Annotated in this window: 18 protein-coding genes and 1 pseudogene; 3 read left to right on the top strand and 16 right to left on the bottom strand. The window is 67.8% G+C overall.

The window, feature by feature from the left end; translation table 11 throughout:
* Positions 1–2: 2 nt before the first annotated feature.
* The 4 genes from A5773_RS13245 to A5773_RS13230 form a co-directional block, all read right to left on the bottom strand.
* On the bottom strand, positions 3–1979 hold the full coding sequence (locus A5773_RS13245) for a proton-conducting transporter membrane subunit (protein WP_369817361.1): 1977 nt from the start codon (positions 1977–1979) through the stop codon (positions 3–5).
* Positions 1976–2455: an NADH-quinone oxidoreductase subunit B family protein gene (locus A5773_RS13240; protein WP_067264673.1), complete on the bottom strand. Its 480-nt coding sequence runs from the start codon at positions 2453–2455 to the stop codon at positions 1976–1978. The genes A5773_RS13245 and A5773_RS13240 overlap by 4 nt, the downstream gene beginning before the upstream one ends.
* 5 nt (positions 2456–2460) lie before the next feature.
* On the bottom strand, positions 2461–2796 hold the full coding sequence (locus A5773_RS13235; RefSeq protein ID WP_066955470.1) for a lsr2/espR transcriptional regulator: 336 nt from the start codon (positions 2794–2796) through the stop codon (positions 2461–2463).
* 101 nt (positions 2797–2897) lie between these two features.
* A complete protein-coding gene (locus A5773_RS13230; RefSeq protein ID WP_066955472.1) occupies positions 2898–3668 on the bottom strand; it encodes an alpha/beta fold hydrolase in 771 nt (256 codons plus the stop codon).
* Positions 3669–3731: 63 nt separating this feature from the next.
* On the opposite strand from A5773_RS13230, the gene mhuD reads away from it, so the two are divergent.
* The 3 genes from mhuD (at position 3732) to A5773_RS13215 (ending at position 6092) form a co-directional block, all read left to right on the top strand.
* Positions 3732–4052: a mycobilin-forming heme oxygenase MhuD gene (gene mhuD, locus A5773_RS13225; protein WP_066955475.1), complete on the top strand. Its 321-nt coding sequence runs from the start codon at positions 3732–3734 to the stop codon at positions 4050–4052.
* Entirely contained in the window at positions 4027–5391 is a 1365-nt protein-coding gene (locus tag A5773_RS13220; RefSeq protein ID WP_067791244.1) for a serine hydrolase, read from the top strand. The genes mhuD and A5773_RS13220 overlap by 26 nt, the downstream gene beginning before the upstream one ends.
* Before the next feature lie 260 nt (positions 5392–5651).
* Complete coding sequence (locus A5773_RS13215; protein WP_066955481.1) at positions 5652–6092, top strand: pyridoxamine 5'-phosphate oxidase family protein; 441 nt, start codon at positions 5652–5654, stop codon at positions 6090–6092.
* 24 nt (positions 6093–6116) lie between these two features.
* On the opposite strand, the gene A5773_RS13210 is transcribed toward A5773_RS13215, so the two are convergent.
* The 12 genes and pseudogenes from A5773_RS13210 to A5773_RS13155 form a co-directional block, all read right to left on the bottom strand.
* Positions 6117–6662, bottom strand: a complete 546-nt coding sequence (locus A5773_RS13210) for a histidine phosphatase family protein (protein ID WP_066955484.1) — start codon at positions 6660–6662, stop codon at positions 6117–6119.
* Positions 6659–7450: a CbtA family protein gene (locus tag A5773_RS13205; RefSeq protein ID WP_067264692.1), complete on the bottom strand. Its 792-nt coding sequence runs from the start codon at positions 7448–7450 to the stop codon at positions 6659–6661. The genes A5773_RS13210 and A5773_RS13205 overlap by 4 nt, the downstream gene beginning before the upstream one ends.
* A gap of 4 nt (positions 7451–7454) precedes the next feature.
* Entirely contained in the window at positions 7455–7670 is a 216-nt protein-coding gene (locus tag A5773_RS13200; protein ID WP_066955490.1) for a CbtB domain-containing protein, read from the bottom strand.
* Between the two features lie 139 nt (positions 7671–7809).
* Complete coding sequence (locus A5773_RS13195) at positions 7810–8190, bottom strand: YbjQ family protein (protein ID WP_066955493.1); 381 nt, start codon at positions 8188–8190, stop codon at positions 7810–7812.
* Positions 8191–8259: 69 nt separating this feature from the next.
* Complete coding sequence (gene clpC1, locus A5773_RS13190; RefSeq protein ID WP_066955496.1) at positions 8260–10794, bottom strand: ATP-dependent protease ATP-binding subunit ClpC; 2535 nt, start codon at positions 10792–10794, stop codon at positions 8260–8262.
* 313 nt (positions 10795–11107) lie between these two features.
* Positions 11108–11446: a histone-like nucleoid-structuring protein Lsr2 gene (gene lsr2 / locus A5773_RS13185; protein ID WP_066955505.1), complete on the bottom strand. Its 339-nt coding sequence runs from the start codon at positions 11444–11446 to the stop codon at positions 11108–11110.
* 124 nt (positions 11447–11570) lie between these two features.
* Positions 11571–13073, bottom strand: a complete 1503-nt coding sequence (gene lysS / locus A5773_RS13180; protein ID WP_066955508.1) for a lysine--tRNA ligase — start codon at positions 13071–13073, stop codon at positions 11571–11573.
* A 48-nt stretch (positions 13074–13121) separates the two neighbouring features.
* Positions 13122–13937, bottom strand: a complete 816-nt coding sequence (locus A5773_RS13175; RefSeq protein WP_067791242.1) for a type III pantothenate kinase — start codon at positions 13935–13937, stop codon at positions 13122–13124.
* Positions 13938–13939: 2 nt separating this feature from the next.
* Positions 13940–14359, bottom strand: a complete 420-nt coding sequence (gene panD, locus A5773_RS13170) for an aspartate 1-decarboxylase (RefSeq protein WP_067791239.1) — start codon at positions 14357–14359, stop codon at positions 13940–13942.
* On the bottom strand, positions 14359–15297 hold the full coding sequence (gene panC, locus A5773_RS13165) for a pantoate--beta-alanine ligase (protein ID WP_067791236.1): 939 nt from the start codon (positions 15295–15297) through the stop codon (positions 14359–14361). The genes panD and panC overlap by 1 nt, the downstream gene beginning before the upstream one ends.
* The gene (locus tag A5773_RS13160) at positions 15294–16205 is read right to left on the bottom strand and encodes a Rossmann-like and DUF2520 domain-containing protein (protein ID WP_067791234.1); all 912 of its coding nucleotides are present in this window, start codon (positions 16203–16205) and stop codon (positions 15294–15296) included. Before A5773_RS13160 ends, panC begins: the two co-directional genes overlap by 4 nt.
* A gap of 115 nt (positions 16206–16320) precedes the next feature.
* Positions 16321–16584 (bottom strand): annotated as a pseudogene (locus A5773_RS13155) (hypothetical protein); the annotation flags it as partial.

Below are 16584 nucleotides of genomic sequence, written 5' to 3'. Positions count from 1 at the left end.
ATTCATCGGGCTACCACCAGCACGATCAGCACACCGAGCGCACCGTAGGCCAGATACAGGTGCACGCTGCCGGTGTGGGCGCGCCGCACCAGGCCCGCCGCGGCCCAGACCGCCCGGATCACCGGCGCGTAGCAGCGCTCCTCGATCGCGTCCGCGATTCTGGTGCGGTAGGTGATTTTGTCGGCCAGATACCGGGATTCGACGCTGTGGGTGACTTCGATGTCGGTGTCGGGTCGCAGGACGTCATCGAAGATCCGTTGCAGCGGCTCGGCGAACGACGTGGCCGTGTATTGCATTCGCGCGGTGAGATCGTCGGCGCCACAGGCCCACAGCGGCAATGTGGCGGGCGCCGGCCGCCGGCTCCGGCGCCAACGGGCCAGCGCGGCCGCGGTCAGCGTGGCCACCACGACGCCGACTGCGATCGCGCCGGGTGCGATCGAGCCCGGTACGCCCGGCAGGCGCACCATGGCGCCGAGGGTGGTGAATTCCATTGCCCGGGTACCCGGCAGCGCGGCGACCGCCTGGCGCAGCGCGGGTGCCACCACCGCGGGCGTCACGGCCAGCACCAGGCAGGTGGCCGCCGCGATGGCCATGCCGGCCAGCATGGTGCGGGGCGCCTCGCGTGCCTGGGCGGCCTGTTCGGAGCGCGGCCGCGCCAGAAACCCGATACCGAACGCCTTGACCATTGCCGCCACGCCCAGCCCCGTGGTGAGCGCGACCGCGCCGACCGCGAGCGGCGTGGTCAATGCCAAGACGGCGGAATGCTCTCGCGCAGTGTGGATCAGCGACTGCACCAGCAGCCACTCGCTGACGAACCCGGCGCCCAGCGGCAGCCCGGACGCGCCGAGCGCGGCCACTCCGAAAAGGCTTGTCGTCACCGGCATCCGGCGGGCCAGGCCGCCCAGCCGGTCGAGGTCACGCAGCCCGGTGGCTGCCAATACCGACCCGGCGGCGAGAAACCCGAGGCTCTTGAATGCCGCGTGCGCGACGAGGTGCAGCATGGCAGCCGCCGCGGCGATCGTCGCCGGACCGTTCGCGCCGGCGGCCGCGAACAGCGTGGCCGCTCCCAACGCCAGCGTGATCAATCCGAGGTTCTCGGTAGTCGAATACGCAAGTAGCCGTTTGAGATCCGTGGCCACCGACGCCTGCACCACGCCGTAGAGCGCCGACACCCCGCCGACGACCATCAAGGTCAGCCCCCACCACCGCGGCCCCGGGCCGAGCAGCTGCAAGTCGACGCGGCAAATGCCGTAGACCCCGAGGTTGACCATCGCCGCGCTCATCAGCGCCGAAACGGGACTCGGCGCCTCCGGGTGGGCGCGCGGCAACCACGCGTGCAGCGGCACCAGCCCCGCCTTCGAGCCGAACCCCGCAAGCGTCAGCAGGAACACCGCGGTGCACGCGCCTTGCGGTATCCGGTGCAGGTCGGCAAACCGGTCCGCGCCCCCCGCCGCCGACAACATCAGCAGGCCGACCAGTATCGCCACGAACCCCAACTGGGTCATCACGGCATACACCAGGCCGGCCGAGCGAACCATCGGGCGGGTGTGGTCGGTCAGCACCAGCACCAGCGACGCGACCGCCATCAACTCCCACACCAGCAGGAAGGTGGTGACCGACCCCGCGGCGGGCACCAGCAGCATCGCCGTGACGAACGCCGGCAGGACGGCCAGGGTGACGGGGCCCAGCCGCTCGCGTCGGGCGTATCCGATCGTGTACAGCCCGACCACCAGCGCGACCGCCCCGGTGATCGCCATGAAGAATCCGCCCAGCGGATCGAGCCTCAGCTCGACGCCCGCCAGCGGAAGCAACCATCCGATGCGGACGGCGCGCACCGGGCCGAACATTCCGAGCCCACCGGCCCATATCCCCGCCCCACCCAGCAGCGAGGTCAGCACGCCCGCGCTGACGTACCCAGAGTACTTGGCATGCAACAGGTTTGGTTCCGGCGCCACGCGGGCCGCCAAGGCAGCGGTCACCGGCCGGTCACCGACCGCAGGGCCGCGACGATTTGGCTCGGCGTCGGCGGGCATCCCGGGATTTCCAAGTCCACGCACACCGTCTCGCCGACTGAGCCGGCCACACCATAGGCGTCGCCGAACACCCCGCGATCGATGGCGCAGTCCCCGCAGGCGATCACCCGTCGGGGTCGCGGCGTGGCCTCGATCGTGGCGCGCAAGGGGCCGACCATGTTGTGTGTCACGACACCGGTCACCAGGAGCGCGTCGGCGTGCCGTGGGGAGGCCACCAGGCGGGCGCCGAACCGCTCGGCGTCATAGACCGGCCCGAAGGCGCCCGCGATCTCCACCTCGCACCCATTGCACGAACCCGCGTCGACGTGCCGAATCTGTAGCGAACCACGCACCCCGGCAGGCGGCTCGGTCGTCGCCTCCGGTGGCGGGGCTGCGGGTTCGGCGATCCGGCCGACGCGCAATACTTTGCTGATCCAGCCCATCGGCGCTACCCCGCACCGCCGGCGCGCAGGCCTTCCAACATCGCGACGCGGTCGCTCAGCACCCCGGTGAGCACCTTGCGTGCCACCGTGAGCAGTTCGGCGATGTCCGGGGAGGCGATCGAGTAGATCATCGTGTTGCCATCCCGCAGCGCCTCGACCACCCCGGCCCGGCGCAGAACGCCGAGCTGCTGGGACAGGTTCGATGCTTCGAGCCCGACCTCGGGCAGCAGTTCGGCGACCGACTTGTCACCAACCACCAGAAGCTCCAGGATCCTGATCCGCGCCGGGTGCCCCAGCGTCTTGAAGAACTCGGCCTTGAGCTTGTACAGCGGCTGCGTCACGCAAATCTCCTGAAGCCTACAAGCATTCTATATTCGAACGATTGAAGAATTTATCATATGGTGATACAGGTCGTCACATCGAGCGGCCAGGCACTCGGGAGTCAGTCGCGTGCAGGCAACGCCGCCAAGAAGGACTCGACCGCGTCGCGGTACACCTGCGGCGCCTCGTCGTGAATCAGGTGGCCGGCTTGGGGGACATGCAAATACGTTGCAGCCGAGTTCATTTCGGCCATTTCCCGCATCTGCCCCGGCGGCGTTACCGAGTTGCCGGCCTCGATGAGCAGCGCCGGGGCACGCACGGCCCGCCACTGCTCCCAGTAGTGGCGCGTGCCCCATTCGGCGGCGATCTCGATCCACCGCGCGGTATGTCCGTGCAGGCGCCAGCCGGTGGCGGTGCGGTCGAAGGCCTCCAGGAAGTACCGTCCGGCAACGGCCCCGAACTCCTCGAATACCCGCTCTGCGGAACCGAATTCGACTGGCAGCGCGTGTAGCCACGGTTCCCATGGGCCGGTGGTGCGGCCCCGGAAGTCGGGGGCCATGTCTTCAAGCACCAGCGCGGAGACCAGTTCCGGACGCTCCGCGGCCAGACACCACGAGTGCAGCGCGCCCATCGAATGCCCGACCAGCGTGACCGGCGTTTCCAGGGTGCTCACCGCGTCGGCCAGGTCGGCCACGAAACGTTCGGTGCCGACCGGGTTCGGGTCGTCGACGCCGCGCCCCCGATGCCATAAGGCGTCGTAGGTGTACACCACGCCCAGCCGAGTCAGCCACGGGAGCTGCCGCGACCACGTGGTGCCCCGCCCCATCAGGCCGTGCACCAGCACCAACGGCTCGCCTTGGCCGCCGCGGCAAGTCAGCAGTTCACTGGGCATGTCACCATCCTGCGTGCCCCGCCCTGCAGATGGACAGGCCGGGCGAAGGGGTAGCCTAGCGGCATGCCGCCAGTGGTGAAGATCAACGCAATCGAAGTGCCCGCCGACGCCGGCCCGGAGCTGGAGAAGCGGTTCGCACACCGGGCACACGCGGTCGACAACCAGCCCGGCTTCCTCGGGTTTCAGCTGCTGCGCCCGATCAAGGGCGAGGACCGCTACTTCGTCGTGACGCAGTGGGAGTCCGAGGAGGCATTTCAGGCGTGGGCGCAGGGGCCCGCGATTGCTGCCCATGCGGGCGAGCGGGCCAACCCGGTGGCGACCGGGGCCTCGCTGCTGGAATTCGAGGTTGTGATGGACGTTGCCGGCAACAAGCAGGCTGGCTAGCGGGTACTCGGCCCGGCGCCGCGCGGTGGCGTTGAGTGCCGCCGCCGCACTGGTAGTCACGTTCGCGCCCGGTTGCGCCTCCTCCCCCTCACCGCAGGCGAACGCGGCCAATCCCGGTCGGCAGATCGACGTGCGGACGCCGCCCGGTATCCGGGCACAGCAGACGCTGGACATGCTCAACTCGGACTGGCCCATCGGCCCGGTCGGTGTGGGCACCCTGGCCGCGCCCGACATGGTCAAATCGGTGGAGACCACCATGGAGTCGCTTTGGTGGGACCGGCCGTTCACCCTCAACGGCGTCGATCTGGGCGCCAGCGTGGCCACGTTGCACCTGACGTCCTCCTACGGTGCGCGACAAGACATCCGAATCCACACCGACGACGGCGGCTGGGTCGATCGGTTCGACCTCGACACGCAGGCACCAAAGATCGATTCGTGGCACGACATCGATGCGGTGTTGAGCAAGACCGGCGCCCGCTACTCCTACCAGGTCGCCAAGGTCGACAACGGGCGCTGCGATCCGGTGGCGGGTACCAACACCGGTGAATCTTTGCCGCTCGCATCGATTTTCAAGTTGTACGTGCTGCACGCCCTGGCGGGTGCCATCAAGGACGGAACGCTCTCCTGGGACGATCAGCTGACTGTCACCGACAAGAGCCGCGCGGTGGGCTCGTCCGGTTTGCAACTGCCTGCCGGAGCGCAGGTTTCGGTTCGGACGGCCGCCGAGAAGATGATCGCGACCAGCGACAACATGGCGACCGACCTGCTGATCGGAAAGCTGGGCACGCACGCCATCGAAGAAGCGCTCGCCACGGCGGGCCACCACGACCCGGCCAGTATGACGCCGTTCCCCACGATGTACGAGCTGTTCTCGGTCGGCTGGGGTAAGCCGGACTTGCGCACCCAATGGCAGCATGGGTCACCACAAGTCCGCGCTCAGCTGTTGGAGCAGGCGAATTCGACTCCCTACGAACCTGATCCGGTCCGTGCCCACTCCCCGGCATCGTCCTACGGCGCGGAGTGGTACGGCAACGCCGAGGACATCTGCCGCATCCATGCGGCCCTGCAAGCCGACGCCGTCGGCAAGGCCGCACCGGTCAGACAGATCCTTTCAGCGGTCGCGGGCATCCAACTGGACCGCAACGTCTGGCCTTACATCGGCGCGAAAGCCGGTGGGCTGCCCGGTGATCTGACCTTCAGCTGGTACGCCGTCGACAAAACCCAGCAGCCGTACGTGGTCAGCTTCCAGCTCAACTGGCCGCGCGACCACGGGCCGACGGTCACCGGGTGGATGCTGCAGGTCGCCAAGCAGACCTTCGCGCTCATCGCACCGCGCTAGCGGTTGGCGGAGCGGCAGGGTATTCGTCCGATGGCTAAAGTGACGCAGACCACATACCACGCGGGACTTTTGGCCCTTCCCGACGGGGCGGCGCCAGACGAAACTGCATAACCTGCCAGAGTCGGGGGTCCGGACGGAGGTAGCGCGGTTTTGTATGTGCAGATGGGCCTTCGGCGGCAATTGAGAGTGGCTGCGCCTCATGATCGCCGCGACCGCACCGGTCACGCATGCGGTGGCGCGCATCGAGCGGAGACTGGCGAATGACAGCGTTGACACCGCCGCGCGAGGTGATCCAAATCGATGACCGCGAGGCGATGGGATTGCTGGGCAGTATCGACCATGGTCGGGTGGTGTTCACCGAGAGGGCACTGCCCGCGATCCGACTGGTCAACCATCTCGTCGACGACGGGCGGATCATCGTGCGTACCCGCCTGGCAGCCAAGGTGTCCACCGTGGTGCGGTCGGGCGCCGACGCCGGTGTGGTGGTGGCCTACGAGGCCGACTGCCTCGATCCCGAGCGGCGGGCCGGCTGGACCGTGGCGGTCACCGGGTGGGCAACCACGATCACCGACCCCCAGCAACACGCACGCTACGAACGACTTTTACGCCCGTGGGTCAACATGACCATGGACACCATGATCGCGATCCAGCCGGAGATCATCACCGGCATCCGCATCGTCGACGACGCTGGCGGAGAATAGCCGCCTCGGTCGGTCCGGCCGCAGTCAGAGGCGTAGCGTCCAGCGGCCATTGCGAAAGTGCAGTCCGGTGCGACTCATCGGTGCAACGTCGATGCCCCAGAACGATTTCGGGGGTGAGTCGAGGCCGTGCAGGATCGCCGCCCGGATCACCGCGGGGTGCGTCACCGCGACGGCGGCCGACGCGCTCTCGGTCAACGAATTCAGCCATCCGGCCACCCGCCGCATCAGGTCGGTGATCGACTCGCCGCCGTGCGGCGCCCGGGTGGGATCGGTCAGCCAGACCCTCAGGTCGCCGGGGGGCACGTCCTGAAGCCCCTTCCCCCGCCATCGACCACAATTCAGGTCGGCCAGCAGCGGGTCGGTTGCGGCATCCAATCCCAGCAGCTCCGCCGTTTGCCGGGCCCGTCGCTCGGGCCCGGTGAAATGTCGTGCGTCACGGCCTAATTGGGCGACGGCTTCGGCCTGCCGACGGCCCATGTCGTTGAGGGGTTCGTCGGCGGGGAAAAGCGCGGCCGCCATGGCATCGGTCATCGCGTGCGACACCAAGGTCAGCCGGACGACCTCCGTCACGCCGCGATGCTCGATGCCCGTCCACTCCCGGCGCGCTCCTGTCGCAGCCGCCCGGCGAGCGTCGCGAACACCACGCCGATGGTCGCCCACAACACCAGCTGGGTGGCCAGCGACAGCATCCGGAATTCGTAGAGGACGTCGGCGGGAAAGCCCGGATAGACGATCGCGCCCGACGCGTCGCGCAGCGGTCCGGGCGTCTCGTCGACGTTCGGCAGCAACATCATCACCACCGCAACCGCCGCGACGTATCCGCCCACCGCGAGCAGCCGGCCGTTCCACGCGCCGAACCGAGCCGTCAGCCCCCGCGCCAGCCACGCCGCGGCGGCGGCCAGCACCACTGACGCCAGCAGCATCACCAGATACCAGCCGGTGCGCGCCCCGATCGTGTCCGCCTGCCCCACCGCCGGTGGGTTCGGCGGATACTTCACGAACGGCACCAAATAGACCGCGACGAACGCGGCCGTCGCCAGCAGCAGCGAAAGCGCCCGCGCCCCAACATTTGTCGCACGCGCGGCGACGACGCAGAACAGCACTCCGAACAGCGCGCCCATCGCGAGGCCGAAGACGAGCACACCGAAGCCCAACCCGGCAGTGGACTGGACTCCACGGCTGAACAACTCGGCGCCGTGCTCGTGCACGCCATGGGCGTTCTCGGCGTCGGCGCGGCCGTCCTCGAAAGCGATCGCGCGGCCGATCACCGGCTCGGCGCAGACGCGGGCGAAGGCGAACGCCAGCACCGCGCCGACTGCACCGGCCAGCAGGCCGCGTCCGATCAGACGCTTCTCCACGCGATCAGTGGCAGGGGAAGCCGAGCAGGTGCCGCGCGTCGTGCATGAACTCGTGCACGTGCGAATCGCTGCCGAAGAGCGACACCGCGCCCTGGTCGACGCCGACGAAGTAGAGCGCCAACAGCGCCAGGAAAGCGGTTGCCGCCAACCAGACCGCGGCACTTGCCGCTGACAGGTCAACCGATCGGGTGCGGCTGCCGGTCAGCTCGGGATTCGACACGATGGCACTCCTTCCGGGGATATACGCGTCCCCGTTGGTGATGACGGGCCATGGGTCTGACTATCGACAGTGGCGCGACCGTTCTGGACTTTCACCAGATTCCGTTGCCCGTCAGGACGAAGTCAGTGTAAACCGGGGGTCAATGCTGCGGCGGTGGGGCGCCGTAGCCCAGCTGGCTCGCCGTGTATTTCGCGGCCTCGGTGACCGGTGTGGCCTGAACCGCCGTGCCGTACGCGCAGATCTCGGTCCACACGTCACCGATCTCGGTCGTGTCGAAACGCATTGCGACAATCGCGTTGCCGCCGCGTTTACGCGCCTCGTCGATCAGCCGGCCCATCGCTTCGTTGCGGCTCTCGGCCAGGTTCTTGGTCATGCCGGCCAGCTCGCCGCCGAACATGGCCTTGAAGCCCGCACCCATCTGGGAGAACGCGTTGCGCGAGCGGACGGTCAACCCGAATACCTCGCCGCAGACGCGCTGAATCTCCCAGCCCGGAAGGTCGTTGGTGGTGACGATCAGCACAGGCGGACTCCTTAGCTGCGAAACGGGCGGTTAATCCCGTCAGAGATTAACCACCCGTTTGCTGCAGTGCTACGGCGTTTCAGGGGCCGCGTGCGCTCCGGCCTTCGCCAGGTCCGGCTCGGCCGGCGGCTTGCGGGCCCCGGTGAAGGTGAACACCGCGTCCTCGCCGGGGCTCTCGCCGTCCCAGTTGTCCACGTCGACCGTGACGATCTGCCCCGGCCCGACCTCCTCGAAGAGGATCTTCTCGGACAGCTGGTCCTCGATCTCGCGCTGGATGGTGCGCCGCAGCGGGCGGGCACCCAGCACCGGGTCGAAGCCACGCTTCGCCAGCAACGCCTTCGCCTTGTCGGTCAGCTCCATGGCCATGTCCTTGGCCTTGAGCTGCTTGCCGACGCGCTCGATCATCAGGTCGACCATCTGGATGATCTCGTCCTTGGTCAGCTGGTGGAAGACGATGATGTCGTCGATGCGGTTGAGGAACTCCGGGCGGAAGTGCTTCTTCAGCTCGTCGTTGACCTTCTGCTTCATCCGCTCGTAGTTGTTGTCGCCACCACTCTGGGTGAACCCGAGGCCCACCGGCTTCGAGATGTCGGACGTACCGAGGTTCGAGGTGAAGATCAGCACGGTGTTCTTGAAGTCCACCGTGCGTCCCTGGCCGTCGGTGAGCCGGCCGTCCTCGAGGACCTGCAACAGGCTGTTGTAGATCTCCTGGTGGGCCTTCTCGATCTCGTCGAACAGCACCACCGAGAACGGCTTGCGCCGCACCTTCTCGGTGAGCTGGCCGCCCTCTTCGTAGCCGACGTATCCCGGCGGGGCGCCGAACAGCCGCGACGCGGTGAACCGGTCGTGGAACTCGCCCATGTCGATCTGGATGAGCGCGTCGTCGTCGCCGAACAGGAAGTTGGCCAGCGCCTTGGACAGCTCGGTCTTACCGACACCGGACGGGCCGGCGAAGATGAACGATCCCGACGGCCGCTTGGGGTCCTTCAGCCCGGCGCGGGTGCGGCGGATCGCCTTGGAGACCGCCTTGACGGCGTCCACCTGGCCGATGATCCGCTTGTGCAGCTCGTCCTCCATGCGCAGCAGGCGGGTGGTCTCCGCCTCGGTGAGCTTGAACACCGGGATGCCGGTCCAGTTGCCCAGCACCTCGGCGATCTCGTTGTCGTCCACCTCGGCAACCACATCGAGATCGCCTGAACGCCACTGCTTTTCACGCTCGGCGCGCTGGGCGACAAGGTTCTTTTCGCGGTCGCGCAGGCTGGCGGCCTTCTCGAAGTCCTGGGCGTCGATGGCCGATTCCTTCTCCCGGCGCGCGTCGGCGATCTTCTCGTCGAACTCGCGCAGGTCCGGCGGCGCGGTCATGCGGCGGATCCGCATCCGGGCGCCGGCCTCGTCGATCAGGTCGATCGCCTTGTCCGGCAGGAACCGGTCGTTGATGTAGCGGTCGGCCAGGGTGGCCGCGGCCACCAGCGCCGAGTCGGTGATGGACACCCGGTGGTGCGCCTCGTAGCGGTCGCGCAGACCCTTGAGGATCTCGATGGTGTGCTCCACCGTCGGTTCGCCCACCTGCACCGGCTGGAAGCGGCGCTCCAGGGCGGCGTCCTTCTCGATGTACTTGCGGTACTCGTCGAGCGTGGTGGCGCCGATGGTCTGCAGCTCACCGCGGGCCAGTTTGGGCTTGAGGATGCTGGCCGCGTCGATCGCGCCCTCGGCGGCACCGGCTCCGACCAGCGTGTGCAGCTCGTCGATGAACAGGATGATGTCGCCGCGGGTGTTGATCTCCTTGAGCACCTTCTTCAGGCGTTCCTCGAAGTCACCGCGGTAGCGCGAGCCCGCCACCAGCGAACCGAGGTCCAGCGTGTAGAGCTGCTTGTCCTTCAGCGTCTCCGGCACCTGGCCGTGCACGATGGCCTGCGCCAGGCCCTCGACGACGGCGGTCTTGCCGACGCCGGGCTCGCCGATCAGCACCGGGTTGTTCTTGGTGCGCCGGCTCAGCACCTGCATCACCCGCTCGATTTCCTTCTCACGGCCGATGACCGGGTCGAGCTTGCCTTCCATCGCGGCGGCCGTCAGGTTGCGCCCGAACTGGTCGAGCACCAACGAGGTTGACGGGCTGCCCGATTCGCCGCCGCGGCCACCGGTGCCGGCCTCCGCGGCCTCTTTGCCCTGGTAGCCGCTCAGCAGCTGGATGACCTGCTGGCGCACCCGGGTCAGCTCGGCGCCCAGCTTCACCAACACCTGGGCGGCCACGCCCTCACCCTCGCGGATGAGACCCAACAGGATGTGCTCGGTGCCGATGTAGTTGTGGCCGAGCTGAAGCGCCTCGCGCAGGCTCAGCTCAAGAACCTTCTTGGCGCGCGGCGTGAACGGGATGTGTCCCGACGGCGCCTGCTGGCCCTGGCCGATGATCTCCTCGACCTGGCTGCGGACGCCCTCGAGGGAGATGCCCAGCGACTCCAGCGACTTGGCGGCGACGCCCTCGCCCTCGTGAATCAGACCCAACAGGATGTGCTCGGTGCCGATGTAGTTGTGGTTGAGCATCCGGGCCTCTTCTTGCGCCAGGACGACGACCCTGCGGGCACGGTCGGTAAATCGTTCAAACATCGGTGGTTACCTGCTCTCCCTCACCATCGGTACTAGCCTCTCAGTGGCCCACCGGTCCCCGTTGGGGCCGGAATCGCATACCTGCCATCCACTGTAATGGTCGGCCTGCCAGGGGGCATAACCTTGCGGTTCCTTGCTCTTCAAGACCCGCAGGGCCGGTTTAGGGCGATTCCCCTGTGATTACAGCGCCGTAACTGAATCAACGTGGCGGAGTGGCAATTCGTTTCCTTACTCACCGGCGACATTTTTCGCGGCCAGCGAAACGACAAACCGGCGCCCAGGCCTGCCGCCCGGACGCCGGTTGAGAGGTTTGTCAGGTCGCCGCGTGGAACGCGTCGATTACGTCGGCCGGGATGCGGCCGCGCGTCGAGACGTTGTGACCGTTTCGGCGAGCCCACTCGCGGATCGCCGCGCTCTGTTCACGGTCGATCGCGCCGCGGCCGCGGCCGGAACCGGAACGCCCACGCCGGCGACCACCGACCCGACGGCCGGCTTCCACCCACTGCTTCAGGTCGCTGCGGAGTTTCGCGGCATTCTTGGACGAAAGGTCAATCTCATAGGTCACCCCGTCGAGCCCGAATTCGACAGTTTCGTCGGCTGCGCCCGCACCGTCGAAATCATCGACCAAGGTGACGGTCACTTTTTTCGCCATTAGCTTATCCTCGCATTTCGTCCTGAACAGTTGCCGAGCAGATTGGGTGAGCCTCCCCGGGTCATCAATCTGCCATAACAACGCAGCATACTCAATCCGGCCCCAAGCCGCACAGTTGCACTTTTCAAGTGGAGTGCGGCCGAACAATCGGGAACAAAACTGTCTCTCGAATTGACAGTCCGGTCAAAGACATCAACAACCGATCGATACCCATTCCCGTTCCGGTACACGGCGGCATCGCATACTCGAGGGCGGCGAGAAAGTCTTCGTCGAGCACCATCGCTTCGTCGTCGCCGGCCGCCGCGGCGCGGGCCTGCGCGGCGAATCTCTCCCGCTGCACGACGGGGTCGTTCAATTCGGAGTAGCCGGTGGCCAGTTCGACGCCGCGCACGTAGAGGTCCCACTTCTCGGTCACACCGGGGATGCTGCGGTGCTGGCGCGTCAAAGGCGTTGTCTCAACCGGGAAGTCCCGCACGAAGGTGGGCGCGGTCAACGTATCTCCCACCGTGTGCTCCCAGAGTTCCTCGACGAGCTTTCCGTGCCCGTAGCCGCGATCGCGGGGAATCTCGATTCCGAGCCGGTCCGCGATGGCCCAAAGCCGCTCAACCGACGTCTCGGGTGTGATCTCTTCGCCGAGTGCCGCCGACAGCGACGGGTACATTTGAATCGACGCCCATTCTCCGTCTATGTCGTAGACGCTCCCGTCGGGCAGCGGTAGTTGTCTGGTTCCGATCGCCTCATCGGCGACCTCTTGAATAAGCTCACGCGTGACGACTGCCGAATCGTCATAGGTTCCGTACGCCTGGTAGGTCTCCAGCATGGAGAATTCCGGAGAATGGGTGGAATCGGCGCCTTCGTTTCGGAAGACTCGATTTACTTCGAAGACCTTGTCAAAACCCCCGACGATGCAGCGCTTCAGGAACAGTTCCGGCGCGATCCGCAGGTACAGATCCATGTCGAGAGCATTGGAATGCGTGACGAACGGTCGCGCCGCCGCGCCCCCCGCCAGCGTCTGCAACATCGGCGTTTCGACTTCGAGAAACCCGCGCCGTTCGAGCGAGTTGCGTATGGCGCGCACCACGGCGATCCGCTGCCGCGCCACCGTCCGGGCCTGGGGCCGGACGATGAGGTCGACGTAGCGCTGCCGCACCCGCGCCTCTTCGCTCATCTCCTTATGGGCCACCGGCAGCGGTCGCAACGATTTCGCGGCCAGTTGCCATGAATCGGCCAGGACGGACAACTCGCCGCGGCGTGAGCTGATCACGTTGCCGTGCACGTAGACGATGTCGCCGAGGTCGACGTCGGCTTTCCACGCATCGAGCGCTTCGGGGCCCACCTTGTCGAGGCTGATCATCACCTGGAGGCTGGTGCCGTCACCCTCCTGAAGTGTCGCGAAGCACAATTTCCCGGAGTTGCGCGCAAACATCACCCGGCCCGCGACGCCGACGACGTCGTCGGTCGCGGTGTCGATCGGCAGGTCGGGATGGTCGGCGCGGACCTGCGCCAGGGTGTGGGTGCGTTCGATCGCGACCGGATACGGCTCACGGCCCTCCGCCAACAAGCGAGCGCGCTTGTCCCGGCGGATGCGGAACTGCTCGGGCAGGTCTGCTGGGTCGGCGTCACTCACGACGTGCCAGCTTAAATGACCGGTCTTCGAGCTTGCGTTGACGTGGTCTCAGCGCGCGGTTTTCAGCCGACCGCGCTGGGTGTCCCGGTTGCGCTCGAACACCAGGCGCAGTCCCTGCAGGGTCAGGTGTTGGTCGTAATGGCTGGCGGTGTGCAGCTCGGGCAGCAGCAGCGGTGCCGTGTGTCCCGTCGCGACCACCGCGACGTCGTCTCCGGCAAAGCCCTCGACGTCCTCGCGAATGCGCCCGACCAGACCGTCGACCAGACCGGCGAAGCCGAATACCGCTCCGGCCTGCATGCATTCGACGGTGTTCTTGCCCACCACCGAACGCGGGCGGGACAGCTCCACCCGGCGCAGCGCGGCGGAGCGGGCCGCGGCGGCGTCCGAGGAGACCTGCACGCCCGGGGCGATCGCGCCGCCGAGAAATTCACCCTTGGCCGAAACCACGTCCACGCAGATCGAGGAACCGAAGTCGATGACGATGGCGGCGCTTTGAAACCTGTGAAATGCAGCCAGGCAGTTGACGATTCGGTCGGCGCCGACTTCTTTTGGATTATCGACGAGCAGTGGGATGCCGGTGCGCACCCCGGGTTCGATCAACACGTGCGGCATCGACGGCCAGTACTGGTCAAGCATGATCCGCACTTCGTGCAGCACCGACGGGACGGTGGAGAGGGCGGCCGCGCCGGTGAGCCGCTCGGAGTCGTCGCCGATCAGGCCGTCGATGGTCAGGGCCAGCTCGTCCGCGGTCACCTCGGACTCGGTCCGGATCCGCCAGTGCTGCACGACCTTTGCGTGCTCCTTGGACCCGGAGATCAGCCCCACCACGGTGTGGGTGTTACGGACGTCGATGGCGAGCAGCACTGTTACCGCGCAACGATTCGGGGATCCAGCAGCTCGGCGGCGTCCGCGGGCACGAATGCCGGATCGTGGCCCAGGTCGATCGGCTTGTTGTCGGCGTCGACGAACACGATCCGCGGCTCATACGACCGCGCCTCGGCCTCTTCCATGGTCCCGTACGCGATCAGGATCACCAGGTCACCGGGGTGCACGAGATGGGCTGCGGCGCCATTGATTCCGATCACGCCGCTGCCCCGCTCCCCGGTGATCGCATAGGTCACCAGGCGGGCGCCGTTGTCGATGTCGACGATGGTCACCTGCTCGCCCTCGAGCAGGTCCGCAGCGTCCATCAGGTCGGCGTCGATGGTCACCGAGCCGACGTAGTGCAGGTCAGCCTGGGTGACGGTGGCGCGGTGGATCTTCGACTTGAGCATCGTCCGTAGCATCAATTCCTCCAAGATGATTCACGGGTGTCCCGATATCCGTCCGGCCCCACGGGTGCCGGCGAAGTTTCGATCTCGATCGAGATGTTGTCCAGCAGTCTGGTGCTGCCCAGCCGGACCGCGACGAGCAACCGGCCGATTCTGTTGGCCCCCAACGGGCCCAGGTCCGCGTCGCGCAACTCGAGGTAGTCGACCGTGAGCTCAGGCACCGCATCGAGCACCGCGCGCGCCGCGGCCAGCGCGGCCTGCGGCCCGGCGTCGGCGGCGTGCGCCGCCGCCGTGAGCGCCGCCGAGACCGCCACGGCCGCCTCGCGCTGCCCCGGGTCGAGGTAGCGGTTGCGCGACGACATGGCCAGCCCGTCGGCTTCGCGGACGGTGGGCACACCGACCACCGCGACGTCGAGGTTCAGGTCGGCGACCATCTGTCGAATCAGCACCAGTTGCTGATAGTCCTTCTCGCCGAAGAACACTCGGTCCGGGCGCACGATCTGCAGCAGCTTGCACACCACGGTCAACACGCCGGCGAAGTGGGTGGGTCGCGGACCGCCCTCTAGGTCGGCGGCCAGCGGACCGGGCTGCACGGTGGTGCGCAGACCGTCGGGATACATGGCCGCCGCCGTTGGGGCGAAAACAATTTCGACGCCTTCGCCGCGCAGCAGCGCCAGGTCGTCATCCAGGGTCCGCGGGTAGGCGTCCAGATCTTCCCCGGCACCGAACTGAAGCGGGTTGACAAAGATCGACACCGCCACCACCGAGCCGGGCACCCGCTTGGCGGCGCGCACCAGGGTGAGGTGACCGTCGTGCAGCGCGCCCATGGTCGGCACCAACATCACCCGGCGGCCGGTGTGGCGCAGGGCCCGGCTGACGTCACTGACGTCGCGCGGCCGCGAGTACACGTTGAGGTCGCCGGCCTTGAAGGCGGGCGGCTTGCCTGGTCTCATCCCGCCAGGACCTCGACGACGTCGGCGGGGGCGTGGGCGCGCCGGGCGGTCCGCAGGGCGTTCACCCGGTACGCCTGCGCCAGTTCCGGGTCGGCCTGGTCCAGCGCGGCAAGGTGCCCGGCGACCGCGGCGGCGTCACCGCGCGCGACCGGACCGGTCAGCGCGGCCTGCCCGCGTTGCAGGGTGTTCTCCAGCGCCGCCCTGGCCAGCGGGCCGACGATGCGTTCGGCGATCCCGCCCGGCTGGTCGTCGACGGACTGCTGCCCGAGCAGTTCGCTGCCGCGCAACGCGGCCCGCAACGCCTCGAGCGCGTCGGCGAGCACCGTCACCAGGTGGTTGCCCGCATGCGCCAGGGCGGCGTGGTAGAGCACGCGCGCTTCCTCACGCACGCAGAACGGTTCGCCGCCCATCTCCAGGACGAGCGACTGACCGATCGCATAGCCCACGTCGTCGGCCGCGGTGATGCCGAAGCAGGTGTCGGGCAGCCTGCTGACGTCCTCATCGGAGCCGGTGAACGTCATCGCCGGGTGAATCGCGAGCGGAATGCAACCGTCCTGGGCCAGCGGCGCGAGAATGCCCACCCCGTTGGCGCCGGACGTGTGGACGACGATCGTGCCCGGCCGCACCGACGACGTCGCGGCCAGCCCGGACACCAGGCCGGCGAGCTCGCTGTCGGGAACGGCCAGCAAGAGCAGCTCGGCGCCGGCGGCCACGTCCGGCGGGGCCACCACCGGGGTATCGGGCAGCCAACGCTGCGCCCGCTGTCGCGACACGTGGGAGATGGCGCTGCACGCGACCACGACGTGGTCGGCGCGCTCCAGCGCGACCCCGAGCGCGGTGCCGACCCGGCCGGCGGAGATGACCCCCACCTTGAGCCTGGCCGGGCGCAAACCGTCGAACTGCACCATCGCAGACGACCTCACAGATTTCTTCGTTCGTTCCGGTCCCACGTGGTGGGTACCGTTCGGTCACTAAAACTGTAGTCGATTACCGGGCGGCACCCAATGTGAGGAAGCTCCCAGCTCAGCCGTCGCGGCGCCGGCGGCGGCCGCCCTCGGACGGCTGCACCTGCAACCGCGCCAACAGGTCGGCAACCGACTGGCCTCCGGTCGAGGGGCCCTCGCCCATCCCGTTCAAACCCTCCGCCTGCGGGTCCACGCCGCCGTGTCGGGGCGTGTGTTCCGGCGCGGGCGGCGGTGCCAGGCGCGGTGGTTGCTCGGCGGCGGGGGGTCGGCGCCCCGCCCGGGGGCGGCGGTGCCGGAGGTTTCCGCGGCCGTCCCGGTGGCG

This window comes from Mycobacterium sp. 852014-52450_SCH5900713 (assembly GCF_001667075.1).
Classification (GTDB): domain Bacteria; phylum Actinomycetota; class Actinomycetes; order Mycobacteriales; family Mycobacteriaceae; genus Mycobacterium.
Note: the sequence above shows the minus strand (reverse complement) of the source record. Positions and strands in the feature narration are given on the sequence as shown.